The following is a 21,304-nucleotide window of genomic DNA, read 5'->3' on the forward strand; positions in this document are numbered from 1 at the left end:
TCCTGAGAGACTGGTGTCATGACCCAACGGCAGAGCGTTCAAGCCTTCCACGCGCACGCGGCGAGCATGACCGCCGTCGTCACCACGGGTGTTGGAGACTTCGACCGGCTCGTTATGAGCGAGGTCCCCAAGCCGGCGGCCGGACCGGGAGAGGTTCTCGTTCAGGTGCTCGCGGCTGGCGTCAACAACACCGACATCAATACCCGGCTCGGCTGGTATTCGTCGACCGTATCGACCGCCACCAACGAATCATCCGACGGGATCGATGGTCTGGGAGCAGGTCGCACTGACGGAGGCTGGAACGGGGCCACACCGTTTCCGCTGATCCAGGGCACAGACTGCTGTGGCCGTGTCGTCGCCGTCGGCACCGGGGGCGACGAGGCCGTCGTCGGTGCCCGGGTGCTCATTCGTTCGTGCATGCCGCTCGGCGACGGGGCAGATTCCCACGAGACGGAGTGGCTCGGGTCTGATCGTGACGGCGCATTCGCTCAGTTCACCGTCGTTCGCGCCCGCGACGTGTTCCCGGTCGAGAGCACGTGGAGCGATGCAGAGCTCGCAACGATTCCCTGTGCGTATGGCACCGCGGAGAATATGGTGAGCCGTGCCGGGATCACCGTGGGCACGCGCGTGCTCGTTCCCGGAGCATCCGGGGGCGTTGGATCGGCCGTCGTGCAGCTTGCGAAACGACGTGGCGCGTACGTCATCGGGATCGCGAGCGCCGCGAAACGCGACCGTGTGCTCGAGATCGGTGCCGACGAGGTGCTTGAGCGGGGAACGGACCCGGTTGTGCAGCTGGGTGCCCAGAGCGTCGACGTCGTGATCGACAACGTCGCCGGCAGCGGGTTTGGCAGCATGCTCGCCCTGCTGCGTCACGGAGGCGTCTATGTGACGTCGGGTGCAATCGCCGGCCCGATCGTCGAACTTGACCTGCGCACGCTCTACCTGGGCGACCTGCGGCTCATCGGGTGCACCGCCTGGGATGAGCATGTGTTTGCCGACGTCGTTTCGTACGTCGAACGCGGCGAGATCCGCCCGCTGCTCGAGCGCACCTACCCGATGAGCGACATTGTCACCGCGCAGCGAGACTTTCTTGAAAAGCGCCACGTCGGAAACGTCGTCCTGATTCCGCCAACGTTGAGCAACTGATTCGCGACGGAACACCGGCCGTGTCTGTCTTCAGCCGTCCGCGACGCTTCTATCGGCTCACGGCTGGTCGCCGATAGAAGTTCAAGCCGGGGGTCTGGCAAGCAGCGGTTCACGGCAACCTTCGACACCGTTGAGACGCCGAGCGATGACTCGGGATAGTTCGCATGCCCCCGCGGTTAGGCTGAATCCATGCCCCACCCGAACAGTCGCGCTGCCAAGGCCGTTCGTCGACGCAAACGACGCACGGCGCTGGTCGAAAGCGATCTGACCGCAGACCAGTGGGCGACGCTGCAGCAGCTATGGGACGGCTGCGCCTATTGCGCAGCACACGACCGTGCCCTGCAGCGCGACTGCGTGTAACCAATTTCCCGGGGTGGGCGATACACCCTCGACAACATCGTTCCGGCGTGCGGCGCCTGCAACGCAAGCAAGAGCAACGACGAGGTGACGAGCTGGATGCGCCGCAAGAAGTTGGATGAGCGCCGCTTTCTCGTGCGGTTAGTCGAGGTGCGGGCCGCACTGACCCTGAAACCGGATGCTGCCACGCCCTGACCTGAACGTGGTGTCCGTCAGTGAGCGTGAGCCGGCGGCCGTGTTCGCCGCCCCCGACGAAAGGCGCGTCATCGCTGCGGGCGTATTCAACTCGGGGCTGTTATCGAGGGCTCGCCCGTTGCCCGGGGCCACAAACAACAACGCAGCCGCACCGCACGACCTGCTGCGCCGTGTCGACGCCCTCATCGACGTGCTCGAGCAGCGTGCGGTGACACTGCCGCAGGCCGCGATTGCCTTCCCGCTCCACAATTCTGCCGTCGCGAGCGTGGTTCTCCGGATGCGCACGGCGGCGCAGGCGAACGAGAATTGCGATCTGCACGAGACGGCGATCGAGCCGTCACTGTGCGGAGAACGTCGCGGTGCGGGGCTACTGGGCTGGGGTCGCGCCCGTCGTTTCCCCACGGTCGAGCTCGTCCTCCGGCGCTTTGGCACGAGCGTGCTGCGAGTTCGAGTTGCTCTCGCCGCATTGCTCGCCGCAAACTAGAGGTACCGGATCGCTATTGAGTCTTCCGCCTACGGCTAAGGAGCTCCCATGACCGAACCGAACGACGCACGCGTCGGTCTCTACATCGACTTCGACAACATCGTCATCTCGCGTTATCAGCAGCTGCACGGGCGCAACGCGTTCCAGCGCGACGGTATCCGTGACTTCGACAAGTCGAGGGCGGATGCCGACCCCGAGATCGCCGCGAGACTCGCCGCCGCCACGGTCGACTTCAACGCCATCATCGATTTCGCCTTGTCATTCGGCGCCCTGGTCGTCAACCGGGCATACGCCGACTGGTCAGTGCCCGTCAACGCGAATTACCAACGCCAGCTCATGTCCCGAGCGGTTGACCTAACTCAGCTCTTCACCGCAACGACGCGGGGAACGAAGAACGGCGCCGACATCCGGCTCGCCGTCGACGTCGTCGAAGACCTCTTCCGGCTGCCCGACCTCACCCACGTCATCATCGTCGCCGGCGACTCCGACTACATCGCTCTCGCCCAGAAGTCGAAGCGACTCGGTCGCTTCGTCGTCGGCATCGGAGTCGCCGGGTCGACGAGCACCTCCCTCGCGGCAGCCTGCGACGAATTCGAGGACTACGGCTCGCTCCCCGGGATCGAGAAGGTCGCTGCAACGTCGGACGCCGCCGCAACAACGACCGAGAAACCCAAAGCGGGCAAGAAGGCCTCGGAACCCGCTGATAAGCAGCCCAAAGAGGCGCCCACCAAGGTACGCAAGTTCACGACGAACCCGATGTTCTCGCACACCGACGACATGCAATTCGACGAGCCGGAACCGGCTGACGACACCGACCCGCAGACGGTTGCCACGGATCTCCTCGTGCGCGCCCTGCAGATCGGTCACGCGAAAGGCGATGCCGACGAGTGGCTCAATACGGGCACGGTCAAGAACCAGATGCGCAGGATGGACCCCTCCTTCAACGAGAAGCCCCTCGGCTATCGTTCGTTCACCGACTTTCTCGCCTCGCGCAGCGATCTGGCCGAGCTGCAAGAGGACGGCCCACAGCGGCTCATTCGACTGCGCCCCGATGCAGCCGGCCGCCGCTGAGGCCACGAGCTGACAACGCGCGCCCGTCTCAGCGAATCCTGCACGCAGAAGGTGACTCATCGCGGGCTCGCGGCTCCACACGCATCAAGGCGTTCCGAGCCACAACCCACCAGGGAATGAGGGGCTTCGCGGGTGGGCTCTTGTACAGTGAAGGTGTCAATGGTCGCGATCTGTGACCACGGCATCGAGTAGGGAACACACCACGGACCACGAACAACGCGTCGTTCACGCGCGCGAACTTCTCGCGGGCCTTGACCTGCCTCGACCCCTGACACCGGAGAATCTCCATCACCGCATGGAACGGCTGCGCGGCAAACAGATTGTCGTGCGAGAGGCAACATCTCGCATGGTTGAGTTCGGAATCTGCGGCCTGTGGATCGAGATTGCCGACGAAGCATTCGAGCGCGTGCACTACGCACCCACCGAGTCCGCGGTTCACCGGCAGCAATTCCTCAATCACGAGTATGGGCACATGATTCTCGCCCACGAGAAGGTGCTGGTGCCCGCCGACCGCATCGCTCTGTTGGCTCCCCTGATCCCCATTGATGCGATCGTGCACGCGCTGTCTCGTCGGGACTTCACGGTTGAGCAGGAGGCGCTCGCTGAAGCGATCGGCGACGAGCTCGCGATCACCATGCTGAGGGATTCCTTCAACACCCGGTCCGGGGCGAAAACCGGATTCGGGAAGGTTCTCTAATGACCGACCGGCACGTGATCGCCCGCAACGCCAGCGCCGCCGATTCCTCCGCCGCCCAACGCGAACTCGCCCGCAAACTGAACCTTCTGCTCGACGTGGTGGTTGCGGAAGGCAACACTCCGCACACCTATAAGGACATCGCCTCCGCCTTGACGGCGAAGGGGTTGTCTTTGTCCCGCGCACGCTGGGCCTACATGCTTTCCGGGTCAGGACCTCTCGTCACCGAACCAGCGCTGCTCACCGGGATCGCAGAATTCTTCAGGATTCCCGCCGAGTACCTCCGGGGCTCCGACGACGACATTCCGGAACGAGTGGATTCGCAGTTGGCGTTCGTGCGAGAGCTGCGAGCGAACCGCGTCGTCGACTTTGCGGCGCGCACGATCTCTGACGTGTCACCGGAGACCCTTCGAGCCATCACGGCGCTTCTGCGCGACGACATCACCGGGGACAACGCGCCGTAAGGCCCTGCACGGCCCATACCGCGGCCACCGGCTCATCGCTCAGGTTAATCGGGCCAGATCCAGCTTCGTGAGACCGAGGCCGGGCCGCCAGCAGCTACGAAACGGATGCCGCGAGCAGCGCGACGACGACCGTGTCGCCCTTGGTGGAATGCTCGCCGATGGCCGTGAATCCAAGACGGGCGTGAAAGGCGAGCGACCGCGGATTGGGCGGGAACGTGTTGACTTCGCAGAACACCTCGGCGGCCTGAACCTCGCGAGCGGCCTGGAAGACCGAGCCGTAGAGCACCTCGCCGAGGCCCTGGCTTCGGGCGTTCGGCGCCACAACAATGCGATCCACGTAGAGGAAGTCGTTCGACCGCGCTTCGAACCAGCGGTAGTTCTCGCTCGCGTACTCGGCAAACGGGGCAAAACCGATCACGAAACCGAGCACAGTGGCCGCGTCGTCCACGGTCGTGATGACCACCGAATGCGCCGCGGATGCCACGAGTTCCGCCAACGAGTCGGCGTCCAGGGCATTGACCGCAGGAACCGCCGCATTGTTGAGCGTGAGCACCTGGGGCAGGTCGAGGGGATCGAGGGTTCGAAGCGCATACGTCATGGGAGCCACGATACCCAGCAGAGCTGAACAGAGTCCCCAACAGAGCCCTCAGAAGTCACCCCGAGTCGCCCCGGCCCAGCCGCGCAGCTACCCAACGGCGGTGCCAGCATGCGCGAGCCGGCGTGCGTTAAGATTTCAGGGTGCCTCCTGTATCGACTTCCCTCCGCATCGCGCTCGTTTCCCTGCACACGTCCCCGGGCGCTGAACCGGGTTCCGGCGATGCGGGCGGAATGAACGTCGTCGTGCGTAACCAGGCCGAGGCCCTCGCTGCGGCCGGGCACACCGTGGAAATCCTCACCCGGCGCTCCTCCCCCGAGATCGCTCGCAAGGTGCAGCTGCACCCCCGCGTCACCCTGCGTTTTCTCGATGCCGGACCAGCCGCGCCCGCACCCAAGGGCGACCACGAAGACTTCATCGACGCGTTTCGGCAGCGGATGTCTGCCCTCGGCCCGTACGACATCATCCATTCTCATCACTGGTTCTCCGGCATGGCGGCCCTCCCCCTCGCGCGCGAACGCATGACGCCGCACGTGCAAAGCTTCCACAGCATCGCCGCGGAGGAGTCCACCCCCCTCTCGGAAGGCGAGCGGCCGGAGTCCGGTGGGAGAATGGCCGGCGAAGCCTGGCTGGCACGGGAATCCGATGCGATCGTCGCGATCAGCGAGGCGGAAGCCGACACCGTGGTTCGCCGGCTCGGCGGCGTCAGGGAGTGCATTCAGGTGGTGCAACCGGGCGTGGACGGCACCCTGTTTCGGCCGACGAAACACCCCGTCCGCCCCGGACTCGGCTACGTGCTTGTCGCCGCCCGCCTGCAGCCGCTCAAAGGACTCGACCTCGCGATTGAGGCCATCGCCGCGGTGCCAGAGTCGATCCGGCCCGAACTGATCATTGCCGGCGATGCCTCGACCGACTTCGATGGCTACGTCGACGAGCTGCGCGCCCTCGCCGCGCGGCACGGCATTGAACACGACGTGCGCTTCGTCGGCCCACAGAACCGGGCCAAGCTCGCCGTACTCTTTCGCGAGGCACGGGCCGTGCTCATTCCCTCCCATTCCGAAACCTACGGACTGGTGGCCCTCGAGGCCGCCGCGAGCGGCGTGCCCGTCGTGGCCGCGGCGTCCGGTGGCCTGCGTGAGGCCGTGGTGCACGGCACGACCGGCGTGGTGATCGAGTCCCGCGATCCCCTGGTGTGGGCCCGGTATATCTCCCAGCTGCTCTCCGACCACGAATTCGCCCAGCACCTCTCGGTCGCGGCACGCGAACGCGCCGAGCACCTCGACTGGCCACGATCGGCGCAGAAACTGCTTGAGGTCTACCGGCGACTCGTGCTTCCGGGGTCTGCGGGCTGCCGGCACGAGCTCGCGATCGCATGAGTCTGCTCGACACGCTCTCCTCCGTTCTTCTCGTGCACGCACACCCCGATGATGAGACCATCACCACCGGGGCGCTCGCTGCGGAGCTCGTCGCCCGCGGCATCCGGGTGTACCTGCTGACCGCCACCCGCGGCGAGCGCGGCGAAGTCGTGGCCGGGCCGCTCTTCGCCTTGGCGGGAACGGATGCCCTCAGCCTCGAACGCGAACGAGAACTGGACCGCGCGGCGAGTGCCCTCGGCCTCACCGAACGGTTCTGGCTCGGCGAGGCTCCGGCCCGGGCCGCCGGACGGACGCCGCGCCACTACGGGGACTCGGGCATGACCTGGATCCGCCCCGGCCTCGCCGGACCCGCGCTCGACGTCGATGCCGCCGCCCTCGTGCGCGCTCCCCATGCCGAGGTCGCCGCCGATGTGACGGCGCTCCTGTCCCACCTCACGCCCTCGCTCGTGATCAGCTATGACAACGGCGGCGGTTACGGACACCCCGACCATGTGCGCGTGCACGAGATCACGCTCGCCGCGACCCGCCGCACGGGCACACCGTTTGCCGAAATTGTGTCTGACCCGGGTGCGGCCGACGAATGGTTCACGCTCGACCGGCACCTCGGCACGGTCACCGCGGCCCTGCGCTGCCACGCGAGCCAGCTCACCGTCCAGGGTGCGCACATCGTGCATTCGGGTGGGCAGCGTGAGGAGATCACCGCGTCGGTGGGCTTGCGCACGCCCTAGTTTCCGGCAGCCGTTGGTAGGGTTCGGCCCGGTCTGCGCATAGTGTTGAAATCCACGCGGTTTTGTTCAGACAAAACCTACGAAAGGAAGACAATGACGTCACTACTAGTGGGAATCGATGGCAGCGATTCCAGTCGCAGGGCCGTGGCATTCGCCTGTCGTCTCGCCGAGGAATCAGGGGCGGCGGTGCACATCGTGCACGTCATTCCCTGGTCGCCGTATTCATTCACGACCCCAGCCGAGAACGATCACCGTTCGGCCAGTAAGGCCCACGAGATCACAGCAGCCGAGCAACAAATCATGCAGCCGGCACTGGCCGTTGCGCGGGAATTTTCGGTGACCCCCACCTCAAGCGTCGTGCACGGTAGCCCCGCTGACCTGCTCGTGTCGATCGGGGCGCACGACACGACGTCCCAGATCATCGTGGGCCGCACCGGTGACTCCCGTATCAAACAGGTGCTCTTCGGCAGCACTCCCGTGCGTCTCATTCAGATCTCCAAGACCCCGGTGACGGTGGTCCCGTGATCACCACCGGCGTCGACGACGTCATCAGCGACGCGTTCACCCCCATCGCCGATTTCATCAGCGGCATCATCTTCTACTCGATCGAGATCGGTGACCCCGAATCGACCGCCTACATGAAGATTCCCATCATCGTGATGTGGCTCGTCATCGCCGCGCTGTTCTTCACGATCTACCTCAAATTCCAGAATGTGCGCGGTATCAAGCACGCCATCAACCTGGTGCGCGGACGCTACTCCAAACCAGAGGATGCCGGTGAGGTCTCGCACTTCCAGGCCCTCACCACCGCGATCTCCGGCACGGTCGGTCTCGGAAACATCGCGGGCGTGGCGGTTGCCGTGTCCATTGGCGGCCCGGGTGCGACGTTCTGGATGATCCTCGTCGGCTTCCTCAGCATGAGCACCAAAATGGCGGAGTGCACCCTCGGCGTGAAGTATCGCATGACGCACGCCGACGGCTCGGTCTCCGGCGGTCCGATGTACTACCTGCGTGATGGTCTCGCCTCGCTCGGTAAGCGCAAGCTCGGTCGTGTGCTCGCCGTTCTCTTCTCCCTGTTCGCCATCGGCGGCGCCATCGGCGGCGGAAACATGTTCCAGGCCAACCAGGCCACCAGCCAGATCATCAACGTCACCGGCGGCGACGACGGCCCGCTCGGCCAGTGGCGTTTCGTGATCGGCCTGGTCTTCGCCCTGGCCGTGGGCGCCGTGATCATCGGCGGTATCAAGTCCATTGCCAAGGTCACCGAAAAGATCGTTCCCCTGATGGCAGCCATGTATATCCTGGCGTGCCTCGCGGTCATCTTCACGAACTTCACTGCGATCCCGGATGCCATCGGCCAGATCTTCGTCGGAGCCTTCAACCCGGAGGGCATCGCCGGCGGTGTCGTTGGCGTGCTCATCCAGGGCTTCCAGCGCGCCGCGTTCTCGAACGAGGCGGGCGTCGGCTCCGCGTCGATCGCCCACTCCGCGGTCAAGACCGAGGAACCCGCCACGGAGGGCTTCGTGGCCCTGCTGGAGCCCTTCATTGACACCGTGGTGATCTGCACGATGACCGCGCTTGCGATCATCATCACCGGCACCTGGCGAGGTACCTCGAGCGCGCCCGGCGTGGAAACCACGTCGGCGGCGTTCGCCACCGTGGCGCCCTGGTTCCCGATCCTGCTCGCCGTTGCCGTGGTGCTCTTCGCATTCTCGACCATGATCTCGTGGTCGTACTACGGCATGAAGGCCACCGGTTACCTGTTCAAGGACAGTGCTCGTGCCGAACTCGGGTTCAAGATCGGGTTCTGCGTCTTCACCGTCATCGGAGCGACGCTCTCGCTCGGCCCGGTCATCGCGTTCTCCGATGCGATGATCTTCGCCATGGCGATCCCGAATGTGCTCGGCCTGTACCTCATGGCGCGGGTGATCAGGAAGGAAATCTTCGTGTACCGCTCCAAGGTCGAGTCCGGGGAATTCGCGATGGTCGAGAAGTAGACCCGGCACGCACGCGACAGACCACGACGGATGCCCCGGCTGGGCCCCACAGGCCGCCCAGGGCATCCGTCGGCCACGGCCGCCTGTGCGGCCGGCGGCGTGGGGCTGGCGGCTACGCGGCGACGAGCTCGCGAACGGGGAGGGCAGCGACGATGTTGCTGCGGAGCGCCGCGAGTAGACGCGGCAACTGATCGGCCGGAGCATCGGGCGCCTCGGGGTGCCACTGCACGCCGGTGATCGGTGCCGCCCGGTGTTCGAGCGCCTCAACGAGTCCGTCGGGGGCGACGGCGGCGGGCACGAGCCCCACGCCGAGCACGCCGACGCTCTGGTGGTGCGCGCTCTGCACCAGAATTTCGGTGTTGCCGAGCCCGCGGGCGAGGCCGCTCTCCGCCGTGAGCGTCACGCCGTGGGTTGAGAGGATCTCGTCGATCGGCGCGTTCGCGTTCTTGTGAATGCCGTCTTCGATGTGCTGCACGAGGCTGCCACCGAGGGCCACGTTGATGATCTGCAACCCCCGGCAGATGCCGAGCAGCGGAGTATTGTCGGCGAGCGCCCGCTGAACGAGGGCGATCTGGCCCTCGTCGGCCGCCGCGTAGTGCGCGGTCTCGCCCTCGTAGCCAGCCAGCGCACCATAGAAGCTCGGGGTGATGTCCTCACCGCCGACAATCACGATTGCGTCGGCGTCGCGGGTCGCGCGGAGCAGGTCGGCGGGTGTGGTGTCCGCCGCCGCGATGCGTGTGACCTGCCACCCGCCGGAGATGCCATCCTGAACGACACGCCCGTTGAGCACCTGCACCTTGGCGTGGTACTCGGGGCGATCTGGACGGTTCCCGGTAACCTCAATAACGAAAAGCCGCGGTGCGGGGAACATCTGTGTCGTGAGCTGTTCAGTCATGGTCGCCTCCGCATCCGGTTGGGGTTCGTGTGATCTCTCCATTGTGCGTGCGGGCCCCCGCCGCCGCGAGCGACCTCGTAACACAGTGCAACGTGGCGAGCTGCGCGGCGCCGGCCGATGCGGTACCTGTTCAGATCGGCTTCCTAGACTGGTTCGCACGCGAGTCGTATGCTCTGCACGACGGATGCTTGTCACGCCCGACCTCCACAACGCTTTCGAAAGGACCACAACGTGGTGAAACAGTCCATCTTTGGCCGTATTTCTCAGCTGGCCAAGGCCAACATCAATTCCCTGCTGGACTCGGCCGAGGACCCCAAACTCATGCTTGACCAGATGGTGCGGGACTTCACGAGCAGCATCGCGGATGCCGAGAGCGCCATCGCCGAGACGATCGGCAACCTACGGCTGTTGGAAGACGACTACCGCGAAGACGTGGAGACCGCCGGCGAGTGGGGCAACAAGGCCCTCGCCGCGAGCCGCAAGGCCGACCAGCTGCGCACGGCCGGGGACCCCGTCGGTGGCGACAAGTTCGATAACCTCGCCAAGGTGGCCCTCGGCCGCCAGCTCTCCTCCGAAAAGGAGGCCAAGCAGGCCGAACCGCAGATCGAGGCGCAGACGGCCGTCGTCGAGCAGCTCAAGAGCGGCCTGAACGCCATGAAGGAGAAGCTGAAGCAGCTCGCGTCCAAACGCGATGAGCTCGTGGCCCGGTCGAAGACCGCCGCGGCGCAGAAGCAGGTCATGGACGCGGTGAAGAGCATCGACCTGCTCGACCCCACGAGCGAGGTCAGCCGGTTCGAAGACAAGATCCGTCGCGAGGAGGCCCGCGTGCGTGGGGCGAGCGAGCTGGCCGCATCAAGTCTCGATGCCCAGTTCGAAAGCCTGGAAGACCTCGGCGAGCTCTCCGAAGTGGATGCCCGCCTGGCCGCGCTGAAGGCCGGAACCATTACCGCCATCACGAACTGACCCGGTGACCCGGCCCGAATCATGATTTGATTCCACCATGACAACTCTGGGATTCATCGGTGCCGGGCAGCTGGGGAAACAGCTGGCTCGCCTTGCCCTCTTCAACGGGTACAAGGTCGTCGTGAGCAACACAGGCGGTCCGGAGGGCCTCGCCGATCTGGTCGCCGAACTCGGCTCAAACGCGCGGGTCGCCACACCGAGCGAGGCAGCCGCGGCCGGAGACATTGTGGTCGTGTCGATTCCGCTGAGTGGCCTCGCGTCGCTCCCTGTCGAGGTGTTGGCCGGGAAGATCGTGATCGACACCAACGACTACGACCCGGAGCGGGACGGACACATTGAAGCCCTCGACACGGAGACCACCACGGTCTCCGAATTACTGCAATCCCGCCTGTCCGAGTCGCGCGTGGTGAAGGCCTTCAACCACGTGCCGGCGGGTGAGCTCACCACGGCCGGTCGGCCGGCCGGGTCGCCGGAACGCAAGGCGCTCATTGTTGCCGGGCACGACCCCGCATCTCGCGAGGTCGTCGCGTCCCTCATCGATGTCTTCGGCTTCGACAGCATTGACATCGGACCGCTCGAAGAGGGCTGGCGGATCCAGCGGGACACTCCGGGCCACGGTGCCGCGATGGACCTCTTCGATCTGCGGAACGCGCTCGCCACGGCCATTCGCTACCGCGATATGTAGTCACACCGGGGACCGCGTCGGTGGCCTCCGTCGTTTCGCGAGGGATGCCCTTGGGGCCATACTGAGGTATGGCTCCCACTTTCGTTGTAGTTCCACAATGGCAGGGTTCGGTTTCCCCTCGCGCGATGCGACTCGTCGACGGGGCCGCGGCAATTCAAGGCGATCTGCCCGCCTCTGCCACACGTGAGGTCGACGTTCCCGTCGAGGCCGGTGACGCCCAGGACACCGGTATCCGCCGTTTCTCGTCGCTGCAGATCGTGCGCGAACGCCAAGGCACCGTGCTGCGCGCCGTGATGGATTGGGCGCTCACCATCGGTGGCGACTGCGGGGTGTCGCTCGCCTCGGTCGAACACGCGAGCCGTGAGCATCCGGGGGACGTTGCCCTCGTGTGGTTTGGCGCGCACCCGGAGCTGCACACCCCCGAAACGTCCCCGTCCGGCGGATTCTGCGGCATGGTGTTGCGGGCAATCGCTGGAGAGGGCCACCCGGGCGTCGCCCTCGACGAATCGACCCGCATTCCCTTCGACCGGATCGTGCTTGTGGGAGCGCGCGATGTCGACGCCGCTGAGGCCGAACTCATCGCCGAACGACACATCACGACCGTGGACGTGGAACAGCTCGGAACCGCCGAGGCCCTCCTCGCAGCGATTCACGCCACCGGCGCGAACTCGGTCTACGTGCACGTCGGCCTCGACGTTCTCGACCCCTCCGCACTTCACGGACTGGCCGATCTGGTTCCCTTCGGACTCACTGTCCCGGCGCTCACGAGCACCATCACCGCGGTTCGCGTCGCGTTCCCGGTTGTCGGTGCGAGCATCATCGGGTTTTCTCCGGCCTCGCCCACCGCCGCCGGCGACGACCTACCGAGCATCCTGCGCATGATCAGCGCCCTGACCCGCTAGCGGATGCCGCGCGCGGTGTACCAGGGCGAGCGCCCTTGTCTGGCGCCCCACCAATCTCCCCTTCCCACACCGCCAATGGAGGCTTCGTGACCGAGACAACCCCGCCCACCACGTCCGTTCAGCCAAATCGCGTTGTGATCGAACGCCTCGGCCACGTGCTGCTGATCGGGTTCAATCGCCCCGAGAAACGCAACGCCGCGGATCTCGCTCTGTTGGAGCAGTTGTCTCTCGCCTATGGGGAGCTTGATCGTGACCCTGACCTTCGCGTGGGCCTCGTACACGCCATCGGCGATCATTTCACCGCCGGGCTCGACCTCGCCGATGTGGGCCCGCGCCTCGGTGCAACCGGGCTCGACATGGTGCCGGAGGGCGGCGTCAATCCGTGGCAGGTCGACGGACACTCCGTCAGCAAGCCCGTGGTCATGGCCGTTCAGGGCACCTGCCTGACCCTCGGCATTGAACTCATCCTCGCGAGCGATGTGGCGGTGGCCGCGGAGTCGACCGTCTTCGGCCAGATTGAGGTGTCCAGGGGCATCCTACCGTTCGGCGGCGCCACCATACGGCTGCCGCGCGCAATCGGCTGGGGAAACGCCATGCGCTGGCTGCTCACCGGCGACATGTTTGACGCCCGGGAGGCCCTGCGGATCGGGCTGGTGCAGGAGATCGTTCCGGACGGCACGCAGTTCGAACGGGCCCTTGCCCTCGCCGAACGCATCGCGGCGCAGGCCCCCCTCGCCGTGCAGGCCACCCTCGCGAACGCGCGCGTCGCGGTGCGCGCGGGCGACGCCGCCGCCGAGGCGCAGCTTCAGCCGGAGCTGGCTCGCCTGGCGGTCACGAAGGATGCGCGGATCGGCATGGAGTCGTTCCTGACCCGCGTGCCGGCGGTCTTCGAGGGCCGGTAGCGACCTCGGCAACCCGTCGATTGGCGGGTAGGCTTCACCTACCCGGAAGGTGTTCCCGGGTCCCCCTGATTTTGGAGACACATGGTGCCCTCAACCACCCACGCCACCTACGACGTCATCGTGATCGGGGGCGGGGCGGTCGGCGAGAACGTGGCCGACCGCACCGCCCAGGGCGGCCTTCTTACCGTGATCGTGGAGGGCGCACTCGTCGGCGGCGAGTGCTCCTACTGGGCCTGCATGCCCTCCAAATCCCTGCTGCGAAGCGCGGCCGCCGTGGCCGCCGCGCGCCGCGTCTCCGGCGCTGCGCAGCGAGTCACCGAGCCCGCCGACGGATCCCGCGCGACGGTCGATGTCGCCGCCACCCTGAAGCGGCGTGACGGGATGGCCGGCAACTGGTCGGATGCGGGCCAGGTGCAGTGGCTCGAGTCCGCCGGCATCGCCCTCGTGCGCGGCCACGGCCGACTGACCGCCGTGCGAGAGGTCACCGTGACCGCCGCCGACGGTTCGCAGACGGTGCTCACGGCCACGCACGCGGTGGTACTGAGCACGGGATCCGCCGCGCTGCTTCCCGACGTTCCGGGCCTGGCCGGTGTCACACCGTGGACCAGCCGTGAGGCGACATCCGTTCAGAACGTGCCGGAGAGCATCGCCATCATCGGGGGCGGCACCGTGGGCACCGAAATGGCGACGGCGTTTGTCGCGCTCGGTTCACGCGTGACGCTCATCGCCCGCAGCGGCCTGCTCGGCGGGCAGGAACCCTTCGCGGGCACCCTCGTGACCACGGCGCTGGAGCAGGGCGGTGCCACCGTGCTGGTCGGCGTCACGACCTCCGCCGCGCGGCGCACCGACACGGGCGACGTGGAACTCACCCTGGACAACGGTGAAACGGTGACGGCGGCGGAGGTGCTCGTCGCCACCGGCCGAACGCCGATCACCGGTGACCTCGGTCTCACCCTCGTGGGGCTGGAGCCGGGAGACTGGTTGCGGGTCGACGACACGATGCTCGTGCAAGGCGAGTCGTCGTCGCTTGCCGGTGACTGGCTCTACGCCACGGGAGATGTGAACCGCCGCGCGCTGCTCACCCATCAGGGCAAGTACCAGGCGCGCGCCGCCGGAGATGTGATCGTGGCCAGGGCGGCCGGAACCGCCGTCGATGACGCCCCGTGGGGCGCACACGTGGCCACCGCCGACCACGCGACCGTGCCCCAGGTGACGTTCACCGACCCCGAGGTTGCGTCCGTCGGACTCACCGCGGCCGGCGCGGTCAAGGCCGGCTACCGGGTGCGCATCCTCGACCACAACCTCGCCGCGCTCGGCGGAGCCAGCACCCTCTCCGACAGCTACGTGGGAAAGGCCCGCATGATTGTGGACCTCGACCGCGAGGTGATCATCGGCGCCACGTTCGTGGGTCAGGATGTGACCGAGCTGCTGCAGTCGGCCACGATCGCCATCGTCGGCGAAGTACCGATCAGTCGGCTCTGGCATGCGGTGCCAAGCTACCCCACGCTGAGCGAGGTGTGGTTGAGACTGCTCGAGGCGTACGGCCGCCCCGGATACGAATCCCACTAGGACCAACTACTTTAGAGGCATGCGCTGCTTACTCTTCGACTCCCCCGTCAGCCGAGCCGGTTACCTCTACGCCACCCTCGTGGGCACGGTGTGGGGTTCGCTGTGGAGCACCGGAAAGGTGGAGCGCCGCGGCGGGCTGCTTGTGTTTCGCGGCATGCCGGCGTGGACGTTTGGGCGTGGTGGCTCGTGCGTGGGCGGCTGTTACCTCACGAACCAGAACGTGTCAGCGGATGTACTCGAGCACGAGGCCGTGCACAAGCGCCAGTGGCGGCGCTACGGACTGGTCTTTCCCCTGTTGTACGCCATCGCGGGGCGCAACCCGCTCAAAAACCGCTTCGAGATTGAAGCTGGCCTGAAAAAGGGTGGCTACCTGCGCTGAACCCCTGGCGTGGAGACAGAGAAAACGCCCGGCCTCGTCGAGGCCGGGCGTTTTCTGCGCACATATTACCTGGCGGCGGCGAGCTCGGTGGCGGCCAGCGCCTCGAGGTTCTGACGCAGACTTGCACCCAGGTCGGCGTCCACGCTCGTCCAGTACCAGATGGCGCGCTCGGTGACCTCGGGACGCGTCACTCCGCTGATGGCACCGGTGATGGTCGCGAGGAAGCGAGCCTTCGCCGCGTCGTCGTAGACCTCACGGTAGAGCGCTCCGGCCTGGCCGAAGTCGCTGTCCTCGCTGCGCAGGGTTGCGGCAGCCTGGAGCAGTTCTCCGTCGTTCTCCCACGAGCCCTCGCCCGCTGCTGCGGGATCGGCCACGGGGCCATCGAGGGAGTTCGGTGCGTAGTTCGGCGCGCTCGGGGCGTTGAAGCCGTGACGGGCTGCGCCGTCCTGCGAATAGTTGTTGACCGGCGCCTTCGGGGCGTTGATCGGAATCTGATTGAAGTTCGTTCCAACGCGGTAGCGCTGGGCATCAGGGTACGAGAAGATGCGGGCCATGAGCATCTTGTCGGGGCTTGCTGCGATGCCGGGAACCATGTTCGCGGGCGAGAACACGGCCTGCTCGATCTCCGCGAAGAAGTTCTCCGGATTGCGGTTGAGGGTGTGCGTGCCCACCGGGATCAGCGGGAAGTCCGAGTGCGGCCAGACCTTGGTCACGTCGAAGGGGTTGAAACGGTAGGTCTTGCCCTCCTCGTAGGGCATGACCTGCACGGAGACATTCCACGACGGGAAGTTGCCCTCGTCGATGGCCGTGTGGAGGTCCCGACGGTAGTGGTCCGCGTCGGCGCCTGCGAGGAGCTCGGCCTCGGCATTGTCCATCTGGACGTTGCCCTGGTTGGACTCGAAGTGGTACTTCACCCAGAAGCGCTCGCCCTCGGCGTTGATCCACTGGTAGGTGTGCGAGCCGTAGCCAGGCATCTCGCGCCACGAGCGCGGCAGACCGCGGTCGCCCATCAGGTAGGTCACCTGGTGAGCGGACTCCGGAGAGAGGGTCCAGAAGTCCCACTGCATGGTGTCGTCACGCAGGCCGGAACCCGGGAGGCGCTTCTGCGAGTGAATGAAGTCGGGGAACTTGATTCCGTCACGAATGAAGAAGACGGGCGTGTTGTTTCCAACGATGTCGTAGTTGCCCTCGGTGGTGTAGAACTTCACCGAGAAGCCGCGAACGTCGCGCCAGGTGTCAGGGCTGCCCTGTTCGCCGGCCACGCTCGAGAAGCGCTGGAGGGTCTCGGTCGTCGTGCCCGGCTGGAACACGGCGGCACGCGTGTACTTCGAAACATCACCGGTGACGACAAACTGACCGTGCGCTCCGCCGCCCTTGGCGTGAACGATACGCTCCGGAATACGCTCGCGGTTGAACTGGGCGAGCTTCTCGACCAGGTAACGATCGTGCAGGGCCGTGACGCCGGTCGCGCCGACAGCGAGCGAATGCTCATCGCTCGCGACGGGGGTGCCCGACTGGGTGGTGGTGTTCTCGGTGGTCATGAGACTCCTTGCGTGGGGTTGTCGAGTGAAGGAAAAGTAGCGAGCTCGGTCTGGCACGCGGGACACAGGCCCCAATACGTGACCTCGGCGGCGTGAACCGCGAAACCCGAGGTGTTCTCCGGAACGAGGCAGGGGGCCGAACCGACGGCGCAATCCACGTCGTGCACGGCGCTGCACCGGGTGCAGACGAGATGGTGGTGGTTGTCGCCGACCCGACGCTCGAACAGCGCGGCCGAACCGGCCGGCTCGATCTTGCGCACGAGCCCGCCCTCGGTGAAGGCGTACAGCACCCCATAGACGGCCTGCCGGCTCGTGTTCGGCAGCTCCACACTGATGGAGGCGAACAGGCGGTCGGCGCTCGAATGCGGCGCCACCGTCAACGCGCGCAGCACGGCCAGGCGAGGTTCCGTGACTTTGAGACCCACGGCACGGATGTCGGCGGCCAGCGATTCTGTCGCCCCGGCTTCTTTCAATCCTGTGTGTGTCATCCCCCGACGGTAACAGTTGTTTTTACTAGATCAAAATAAGTTTACGTGGTGTTCAGCACAAGCGCCCTCGGGTTGCCCGTCGAGTTAGCTGCCTGCGCTCTGGTCCATTCCCATGCGGCGCAGCACCAGATTCTCGGCGAACTGCGCCACACCGTACAGAACCATGGAGACGATGGTGATGACAACCACCGATGACCACACCTCGAAGTTCTTCACCTGCGAGACCGCAACCACAATCCCGTAGCCGAGGCCCTGGCCGGTAGCAAGCCATTCGGCGAGGAGGGCACCGGTGATCGCGCCGGGAATGGAGATCTTAATGGCCGCAAAGAACGACGGTAGTGAACTCGGCAGGGCCACCTTTCGCAGGGCCGTGAACGGCGTCCCGCCATAGACCGCAATAACGTCGCTCACCTGCGGTGAGGCCGACCGCAACCCGAACGCTATATTCACCAGCGCGGGGAACAAGACCACGATGGCGCCGGTGACCACGGCAATGCTCGGGCCGCGGCCGGTGATGAGGATCAGCACCGGAACGAAGGCGACCAGCGGCACGCTGCGCAACAGGAGCGCAATGGGCATGAGGGCATGCTCGATACCGCGCGAGAGCGTAAAGAGGGTAGCCAGAACCAGGGCGAGCAGCATGCCGGCGACAAAACCGAGGAAGGCGTCGGTCAGAGTGATACCCAGATTGGTCAGGATCAGAGCCCGGTTCTCGGCTGCCGCCGGAACCGTGAACAACCAGTTCACGACGTCGAGGGGGCCCTTAGCAATGAACGGAGAGACGCCCAGCACCAGGATCAGCCCCTGCCAGGCAGCGAGCACGATCACGAGGGTCAGGGTGCCGGTGCCGAGGGCACGGGCGATGTACGCACTGACCCCCCGGGCCGTGGTCCCGGCGTTCGACGTCACCGCGGTAGGCCGGTTGCCCGAGAGGGTTGGTGTGCTCATAAGCTCGTCCGTCCGGTAGCCCACGGGGTGGCAACGCGGGAGATCAACGCAAACATCAGGTAGCCGATGCCAGCCAAGAGACCCGCCACCAGGGCGAGGCTCCACACTCGCTCCACATTCGCGGCGCTGCCTGCGGCCAGCATTGCGACACCGAGGCCTCGTTCAGCTCCGCCAAGGTACTCGCCGAGAATGGCACCCAGCAGGGCAGCCGGCGCGGCGATTTGCAGGGCGTTCAGCACGCTCGGGAGGCCGGCGATGAGCCGCACCTTGCGTAGTTGGGTGAACCGACTGCCACCATAGACTCTGACCACGTCGAGGCTGGACTGGTCAGCGGTCTTGAGGCCAACCAGGGAGCCGACCACGGTGGTGAAGAACACCGACAGGGCAGCAAGAAAAACGGCGGTGCCGGACGGGTCGCCGCGCGGCGGGCCGATCACAATGTAGGCGATGGGACCGATGGCCACGATCGGCACGCAGTAGGTGATCACGGCGATCTGCAAGGCGATCTTCTCGATGCGCGGCACCACCAGCACCACCCCGGCTAGCAGCAGGGCCAGTCCATTTCCCCAGAGAGATCCAATGGCGGCTTCGCTCAGGGTCATCGTGATGTGCGACCAATAGAATCCCCCACCATCGCTGATCAACTGGGAGAGTACCTCGGCAGGGGTGGGAATCGCGCCTCCGGGCACAGAACCGGCGTTCTGAAAGACCGTGAGCGCACTGATCCACCACAGCGCCACCAGGACGACGACACCGAGAACCCCGGTCGCCCAGCCCGGCAGGCGTCTGGCAATCGGCATCAGCGCGCCTCGGATGCGGCCAGAGTGTCAGCACCGAACAGCAGCTCGGACGCCCGATCGTGTAGCGCGTGAAATTCGGGGGTGCGCATCATCTCGGGAAGACGCGGGCGGGGAAGGTCAATCTCAATGACCTCCTTCACGCGGCCGGGCCGAGGGCTCATCACGGCTACCTGATCGGAAAGGAAGACGGCTTCGGAAATGCCATGAGTCACCATGAGGGTTGTCGCGGGCTTCTCGGTCCAGATACGCAAGAGCTCGATATTGAGGCGCTGGCGGGTCATGTCGTCGAGAGCGCCAAACGGTTCGTCGAGGAGCAGCACAGACGGTTTGAGCACGAGCGAACGAGCGATTGACACACGCTGGCGCATCCCACCGGACAGCTGTGCGGGCTTGGCCTTCTCAAAGCCCTGCAGTCCGACGAGCGCGATCAGCTCGGTGACGTAGTCCTCGTCCACGGGGAGACGAGCCACCTCAAACGGCAACTTAATGTTGTTGCGCACGCTGCGCCAGGGCAGCAGTGCCGCGTCCTGAAATGCGATGCCGAGTTCATGGCCGCTGCGCAGTTCGGCGGGGCCCTTGCCGTCCACCCGGGCGGTCCCGCTGGTGACGTTCTCCAACCCGGCCAGGATGCGCAAAATTGTGGATTTTCCGCAACCGGACGGGCCGAGCAGGGAAAGGAAACTCCCCTTGTCGGTGTGCAGGTTCGCGTTTTCGAGAGCCACGACCTCCCGACGTCCCACCGAAAAGGTCTTGTGAAGCTCTGAGATGTGCAGCCCGGTGCCCGGGTTGATGGCGGGAAGACCGGTATCAATCGTGCTCACGTCGTACTTTCCTTACTGGGCGTCGTCGGAGACCGATACATCAGTATCGCCGCGGCACCCGCCTCTGAGAGACGGGTGCCGCGGCGACGCCGATTTTGGGAGCGACTTCTGGGATGGTGCGGGTGATTACTTGCTGTACGCGATGAGGTCGGGATTTTCCTGGTAAACCTCGTCCAGCAGGGTCATATCAAACAGGGAGCCGGCGTCAATGTCGATTCCGGCAGCCTTCAAAGTCGCGATGGACTGCTTTTGGAGCGCATCGCTGATGGTGAAGAGACCGTTCGCCTTGGTGTCGGCGCTCACAATGAGGTCGGTCGACTGGATCTCTGCCTGGCGGGTCTCCTTCTCCATCTTCAAGCCAAGATCCTTGCCGTATGTGTTGACGGTGAGGGTCGCAGCGGCCGTCGGGTCGTTGATAGCGTCAGTCCAACCTTTGATCTCGGCAACCAGTAGCGCCTTGAGCTTCTCACGGTCGTTCTTGATCGCATCATCTGAGACGGTGAGCGTCTCGGCCACGAACGGCAGGCCGTTGTCGGCGAGCGGCAGGTTGACCGGGTCTAGGCCAGCCAGCTCGGCATCAATGCTCTCATTGGTGAGGTAGGCGAACCAACCGTCGACCTCTCCATTGAAGAGAGGGGTCGGGTCGTACTCGACCGGAACCACCGTGATCGTGGATGGGTCGATGTTGTTGATCTTGAGGAAGGCATCCCACAGGCTCTGGTTACTGGCCTGCACTCCAATGGTCTTGCCCGCGAGGTCGTCGAGAGTAGCGATGTTGCCGACGCCCTTGAGCGAGAGGATGGTGAACGGGTTCTTCTGGTACGTCGCCCCGATGATCTTCAGCGGTGCGCCCTCTTGGGCGATAGCGGTCCCGGTAGAGATGGCGTTGCCGACGCCCATATCGACATTGCCGGAGATGACGCCGGCCTCAGCCGATGCCGGGCCGGGAATGAGGTCGACCGAGTCGAAGCCCACTGCAGTGAAGTAGCCGGCGTCGTCGGCGACGAACTCACCCATGAACTCAGCGTTCTTTATCCACGACAGCTGAATGCTCGCGTCACCGAATGACGCGGCCCCGGCGGAATCAGCTGTCGACGATCCGGTGTCGCTGGCACAGGACATGAGGAGGAGTGCGAGGGCGGCAGCGGTGGCGGCCCCGGTGGTGATGCGCTTGAAGGATTGACGGGAGAACGGGGACAGTGGGGCTGGCGTCATGACGCTATTCCTCTCGGTGGTGCTCGGGGCATCCGCTGTTTCAAGGGTCCGGATCATTCGAATGTTAAGTGCACTGAGTGACGCGCCAA

General features: G+C 65.5%; 25 protein-coding genes. 17 read left to right on the forward strand and 8 right to left on the reverse strand.

Going from position 1 to position 21,304, the window contains the following annotated elements; translation table 11 throughout:
- Nucleotides 1-18 precede the first annotated feature (18 nt).
- The 7 genes from EDD25_RS04360 to EDD25_RS04385 all read left to right on the forward strand — a co-directional run bounded on the left by EDD25_RS04360 (nt 19) and on the right by EDD25_RS04385 (nt 4,411).
- A complete protein-coding gene (locus EDD25_RS04360) occupies nt 19-1,146 on the forward strand; it encodes an alcohol dehydrogenase family protein (RefSeq protein WP_241986635.1) in 1,128 nt (375 codons plus the stop codon).
- A gap of 189 nt (nt 1,147-1,335) precedes the next feature.
- Nucleotides 1,336-1,506 (forward strand): hypothetical protein, encoded by a 171-nt coding sequence (locus EDD25_RS18235; protein WP_338419653.1) that lies wholly within the window; start codon nt 1,336-1,338, stop codon nt 1,504-1,506.
- 3 nt (nt 1,507-1,509) lie between these two features.
- A complete protein-coding gene (locus tag EDD25_RS18240) occupies nt 1,510-1,698 on the forward strand; it encodes an HNH endonuclease (RefSeq protein ID WP_338419655.1) in 189 nt (62 codons plus the stop codon).
- Nucleotides 1,682-2,182 carry an aldo-keto reductase family protein gene (locus tag EDD25_RS04370; protein WP_134172197.1) on the forward strand — a complete coding sequence of 167 codons (501 nt, stop codon included), beginning with the start codon at nt 1,682-1,684 and terminating at the stop codon, nt 2,180-2,182. The genes EDD25_RS18240 and EDD25_RS04370 overlap by 17 nt, the downstream gene beginning before the upstream one ends.
- Nucleotides 2,183-2,230: 48 nt before the next feature.
- Complete coding sequence (locus EDD25_RS04375; protein ID WP_134172198.1) at nt 2,231-3,253, forward strand: NYN domain-containing protein; 1,023 nt, start codon at nt 2,231-2,233, stop codon at nt 3,251-3,253.
- 172 nt (nt 3,254-3,425) lie between these two features.
- Nucleotides 3,426-3,950, forward strand: a complete 525-nt coding sequence (locus tag EDD25_RS04380) for a hypothetical protein (protein ID WP_134172199.1) — start codon at nt 3,426-3,428, stop codon at nt 3,948-3,950.
- Nucleotides 3,950-4,411, forward strand: coding sequence for a hypothetical protein (locus tag EDD25_RS04385; protein ID WP_134172200.1), 462 nt, complete (start codon nt 3,950-3,952; stop codon nt 4,409-4,411). Before EDD25_RS04380 ends, EDD25_RS04385 begins: the two co-directional genes overlap by 1 nt.
- Nucleotides 4,412-4,505: 94 nt before the next feature.
- Here the strand turns inward: EDD25_RS04385 and EDD25_RS04390 are convergent, their stop codons facing one another.
- Nucleotides 4,506-5,009 (reverse strand): GNAT family N-acetyltransferase, encoded by a 504-nt coding sequence (locus EDD25_RS04390; protein WP_134172201.1) that lies wholly within the window; start codon nt 5,007-5,009, stop codon nt 4,506-4,508.
- 140 nt (nt 5,010-5,149) lie between these two features.
- Here EDD25_RS04390 and EDD25_RS04395 point away from each other — a divergent pair, with 140 nt between their 5' ends.
- From EDD25_RS04395 to EDD25_RS04410, 4 genes are all read left to right on the forward strand, one after another.
- Nucleotides 5,150-6,382, forward strand: a complete 1,233-nt coding sequence (locus EDD25_RS04395; RefSeq protein WP_241986637.1) for a glycosyltransferase — start codon at nt 5,150-5,152, stop codon at nt 6,380-6,382.
- Complete coding sequence (locus EDD25_RS04400; protein WP_134172202.1) at nt 6,379-7,110, forward strand: PIG-L deacetylase family protein; 732 nt, start codon at nt 6,379-6,381, stop codon at nt 7,108-7,110. The genes EDD25_RS04395 and EDD25_RS04400 overlap by 4 nt, the downstream gene beginning before the upstream one ends.
- Before the next feature lie 93 nt (nt 7,111-7,203).
- Nucleotides 7,204-7,635 carry a universal stress protein gene (locus EDD25_RS04405; RefSeq protein ID WP_134172203.1) on the forward strand — a complete coding sequence of 144 codons (432 nt, stop codon included), beginning with the start codon at nt 7,204-7,206 and terminating at the stop codon, nt 7,633-7,635.
- Nucleotides 7,632-9,107 carry an alanine/glycine:cation symporter family protein gene (locus tag EDD25_RS04410; RefSeq protein ID WP_134172204.1) on the forward strand — a complete coding sequence of 492 codons (1,476 nt, stop codon included), beginning with the start codon at nt 7,632-7,634 and terminating at the stop codon, nt 9,105-9,107. The genes EDD25_RS04405 and EDD25_RS04410 overlap by 4 nt, the downstream gene beginning before the upstream one ends.
- Before the next feature lie 112 nt (nt 9,108-9,219).
- Here EDD25_RS04410 and EDD25_RS04415 read toward each other — a convergent pair whose 3' ends face one another.
- Nucleotides 9,220-10,002 (reverse strand): gamma-glutamyl-gamma-aminobutyrate hydrolase family protein, encoded by a 783-nt coding sequence (locus EDD25_RS04415; protein WP_241986638.1) that lies wholly within the window; start codon nt 10,000-10,002, stop codon nt 9,220-9,222.
- 231 nt (nt 10,003-10,233) lie between these two features.
- Between EDD25_RS04415 and EDD25_RS04420 the strand changes: the two genes are divergently transcribed.
- The 6 genes from EDD25_RS04420 (at nt 10,234) to EDD25_RS04445 (ending at nt 15,402) form a co-directional block, all read left to right on the forward strand.
- On the forward strand, nt 10,234-10,965 hold the full coding sequence (locus EDD25_RS04420) for a PspA/IM30 family protein (protein ID WP_134172205.1): 732 nt from the start codon (nt 10,234-10,236) through the stop codon (nt 10,963-10,965).
- Between the two features lie 37 nt (nt 10,966-11,002).
- Complete coding sequence (locus EDD25_RS04425; RefSeq protein ID WP_134172206.1) at nt 11,003-11,650, forward strand: NADPH-dependent F420 reductase; 648 nt, start codon at nt 11,003-11,005, stop codon at nt 11,648-11,650.
- A 125-nt stretch (nt 11,651-11,775) separates the two neighbouring features.
- Complete coding sequence (locus tag EDD25_RS04430) at nt 11,776-12,552, forward strand: arginase family protein (RefSeq protein WP_241986639.1); 777 nt, start codon at nt 11,776-11,778, stop codon at nt 12,550-12,552.
- A gap of 86 nt (nt 12,553-12,638) precedes the next feature.
- Nucleotides 12,639-13,454: a crotonase/enoyl-CoA hydratase family protein gene (locus EDD25_RS04435; protein WP_134172208.1), complete on the forward strand. Its 816-nt coding sequence runs from the start codon at nt 12,639-12,641 to the stop codon at nt 13,452-13,454.
- A gap of 81 nt (nt 13,455-13,535) precedes the next feature.
- A complete protein-coding gene (locus EDD25_RS04440) occupies nt 13,536-15,023 on the forward strand; it encodes a dihydrolipoyl dehydrogenase family protein (protein WP_134172209.1) in 1,488 nt (495 codons plus the stop codon).
- A 19-nt stretch (nt 15,024-15,042) separates the two neighbouring features.
- Complete coding sequence (locus EDD25_RS04445; protein WP_134172210.1) at nt 15,043-15,402, forward strand: Fe-S oxidoreductase; 360 nt, start codon at nt 15,043-15,045, stop codon at nt 15,400-15,402.
- Between the two features lie 65 nt (nt 15,403-15,467).
- Here the strand turns inward: EDD25_RS04445 and EDD25_RS04450 are convergent, their stop codons facing one another.
- From EDD25_RS04450 to EDD25_RS04475, 6 genes are all read right to left on the reverse strand, one after another.
- Nucleotides 15,468-16,943, reverse strand: a complete 1,476-nt coding sequence (locus tag EDD25_RS04450; protein WP_134172211.1) for a catalase — start codon at nt 16,941-16,943, stop codon at nt 15,468-15,470.
- Complete coding sequence (locus EDD25_RS04455) at nt 16,940-17,431, reverse strand: Fur family transcriptional regulator (protein WP_134172212.1); 492 nt, start codon at nt 17,429-17,431, stop codon at nt 16,940-16,942. Before EDD25_RS04455 ends, EDD25_RS04450 begins: the two co-directional genes overlap by 4 nt.
- A gap of 84 nt (nt 17,432-17,515) precedes the next feature.
- Nucleotides 17,516-18,379, reverse strand: coding sequence for an ABC transporter permease (locus tag EDD25_RS04460; protein ID WP_134172213.1), 864 nt, complete (start codon nt 18,377-18,379; stop codon nt 17,516-17,518).
- Complete coding sequence (locus EDD25_RS04465) at nt 18,376-19,179, reverse strand: ABC transporter permease (RefSeq protein ID WP_175183033.1); 804 nt, start codon at nt 19,177-19,179, stop codon at nt 18,376-18,378. Before EDD25_RS04465 ends, EDD25_RS04460 begins: the two co-directional genes overlap by 4 nt.
- The gene (locus tag EDD25_RS04470) at nt 19,179-19,991 is read right to left on the reverse strand and encodes an ABC transporter ATP-binding protein (protein WP_134175147.1); all 813 of its coding nucleotides are present in this window, start codon (nt 19,989-19,991) and stop codon (nt 19,179-19,181) included. Before EDD25_RS04470 ends, EDD25_RS04465 begins: the two co-directional genes overlap by 1 nt.
- Nucleotides 19,992-20,126: 135 nt before the next feature.
- Complete coding sequence (locus EDD25_RS04475) at nt 20,127-21,215, reverse strand: ABC transporter substrate-binding protein (RefSeq protein ID WP_134172214.1); 1,089 nt, start codon at nt 21,213-21,215, stop codon at nt 20,127-20,129.
- Between the last annotated feature and the right edge of the window lie 89 nt (nt 21,216-21,304).

The organism is Cryobacterium psychrophilum (assembly GCF_004365915.1).
GTDB classification, from domain to species: domain Bacteria; phylum Actinomycetota; class Actinomycetes; order Actinomycetales; family Microbacteriaceae; genus Cryobacterium; species Cryobacterium psychrophilum.

Coding starts and splice junctions, on each gene's coding strand:
- EDD25_RS04390 (WP_134172201.1), bottom strand. CDS start 5,009: ATGACGTATGCGCTTCGAACCCTCGATCCCCTCGACCTGCCCCAGGTG.
- EDD25_RS04475 (WP_134172214.1), bottom strand. CDS start 21,215: ATGACGCCAGCCCCACTGTCCCCGTTCTCCCGTCAATCCTTCAAGCGC.
- EDD25_RS04430 (WP_241986639.1), top strand. CDS start 11,776: ATGCGACTCGTCGACGGGGCCGCGGCAATTCAAGGCGATCTGCCCGCC.
- EDD25_RS04385 (WP_134172200.1), top strand. CDS start 3,950: ATGACCGACCGGCACGTGATCGCCCGCAACGCCAGCGCCGCCGATTCC.
- EDD25_RS04405 (WP_134172203.1), top strand. CDS start 7,204: ATGACGTCACTACTAGTGGGAATCGATGGCAGCGATTCCAGTCGCAGG.
- EDD25_RS04460 (WP_134172213.1), bottom strand. CDS start 18,379: ATGAGCACACCAACCCTCTCGGGCAACCGGCCTACCGCGGTGACGTCG.
- EDD25_RS04440 (WP_134172209.1), top strand. CDS start 13,536: ATGGTGCCCTCAACCACCCACGCCACCTACGACGTCATCGTGATCGGG.
- EDD25_RS04400 (WP_134172202.1), top strand. CDS start 6,379: ATGAGTCTGCTCGACACGCTCTCCTCCGTTCTTCTCGTGCACGCACAC.
- EDD25_RS04370 (WP_134172197.1), top strand. CDS start 1,682: ATGCTGCCACGCCCTGACCTGAACGTGGTGTCCGTCAGTGAGCGTGAG.
- EDD25_RS04455 (WP_134172212.1), bottom strand. CDS start 17,431: ATGACACACACAGGATTGAAAGAAGCCGGGGCGACAGAATCGCTGGCC.
- EDD25_RS04450 (WP_134172211.1), bottom strand. CDS start 16,943: ATGACCACCGAGAACACCACCACCCAGTCGGGCACCCCCGTCGCGAGC.
- EDD25_RS04415 (WP_241986638.1), bottom strand. CDS start 10,002: ATGACTGAACAGCTCACGACACAGATGTTCCCCGCACCGCGGCTTTTC.
- EDD25_RS04465 (WP_175183033.1), bottom strand. CDS start 19,179: ATGCCGATTGCCAGACGCCTGCCGGGCTGGGCGACCGGGGTTCTCGGT.
- EDD25_RS04445 (WP_134172210.1), top strand. CDS start 15,043: ATGCGCTGCTTACTCTTCGACTCCCCCGTCAGCCGAGCCGGTTACCTC.
- EDD25_RS18235 (WP_338419653.1), top strand. CDS start 1,336: ATGCCCCACCCGAACAGTCGCGCTGCCAAGGCCGTTCGTCGACGCAAA.
- EDD25_RS04425 (WP_134172206.1), top strand. CDS start 11,003: ATGACAACTCTGGGATTCATCGGTGCCGGGCAGCTGGGGAAACAGCTG.
- EDD25_RS04375 (WP_134172198.1), top strand. CDS start 2,231: ATGACCGAACCGAACGACGCACGCGTCGGTCTCTACATCGACTTCGAC.
- EDD25_RS04360 (WP_241986635.1), top strand. CDS start 19: ATGACCCAACGGCAGAGCGTTCAAGCCTTCCACGCGCACGCGGCGAGC.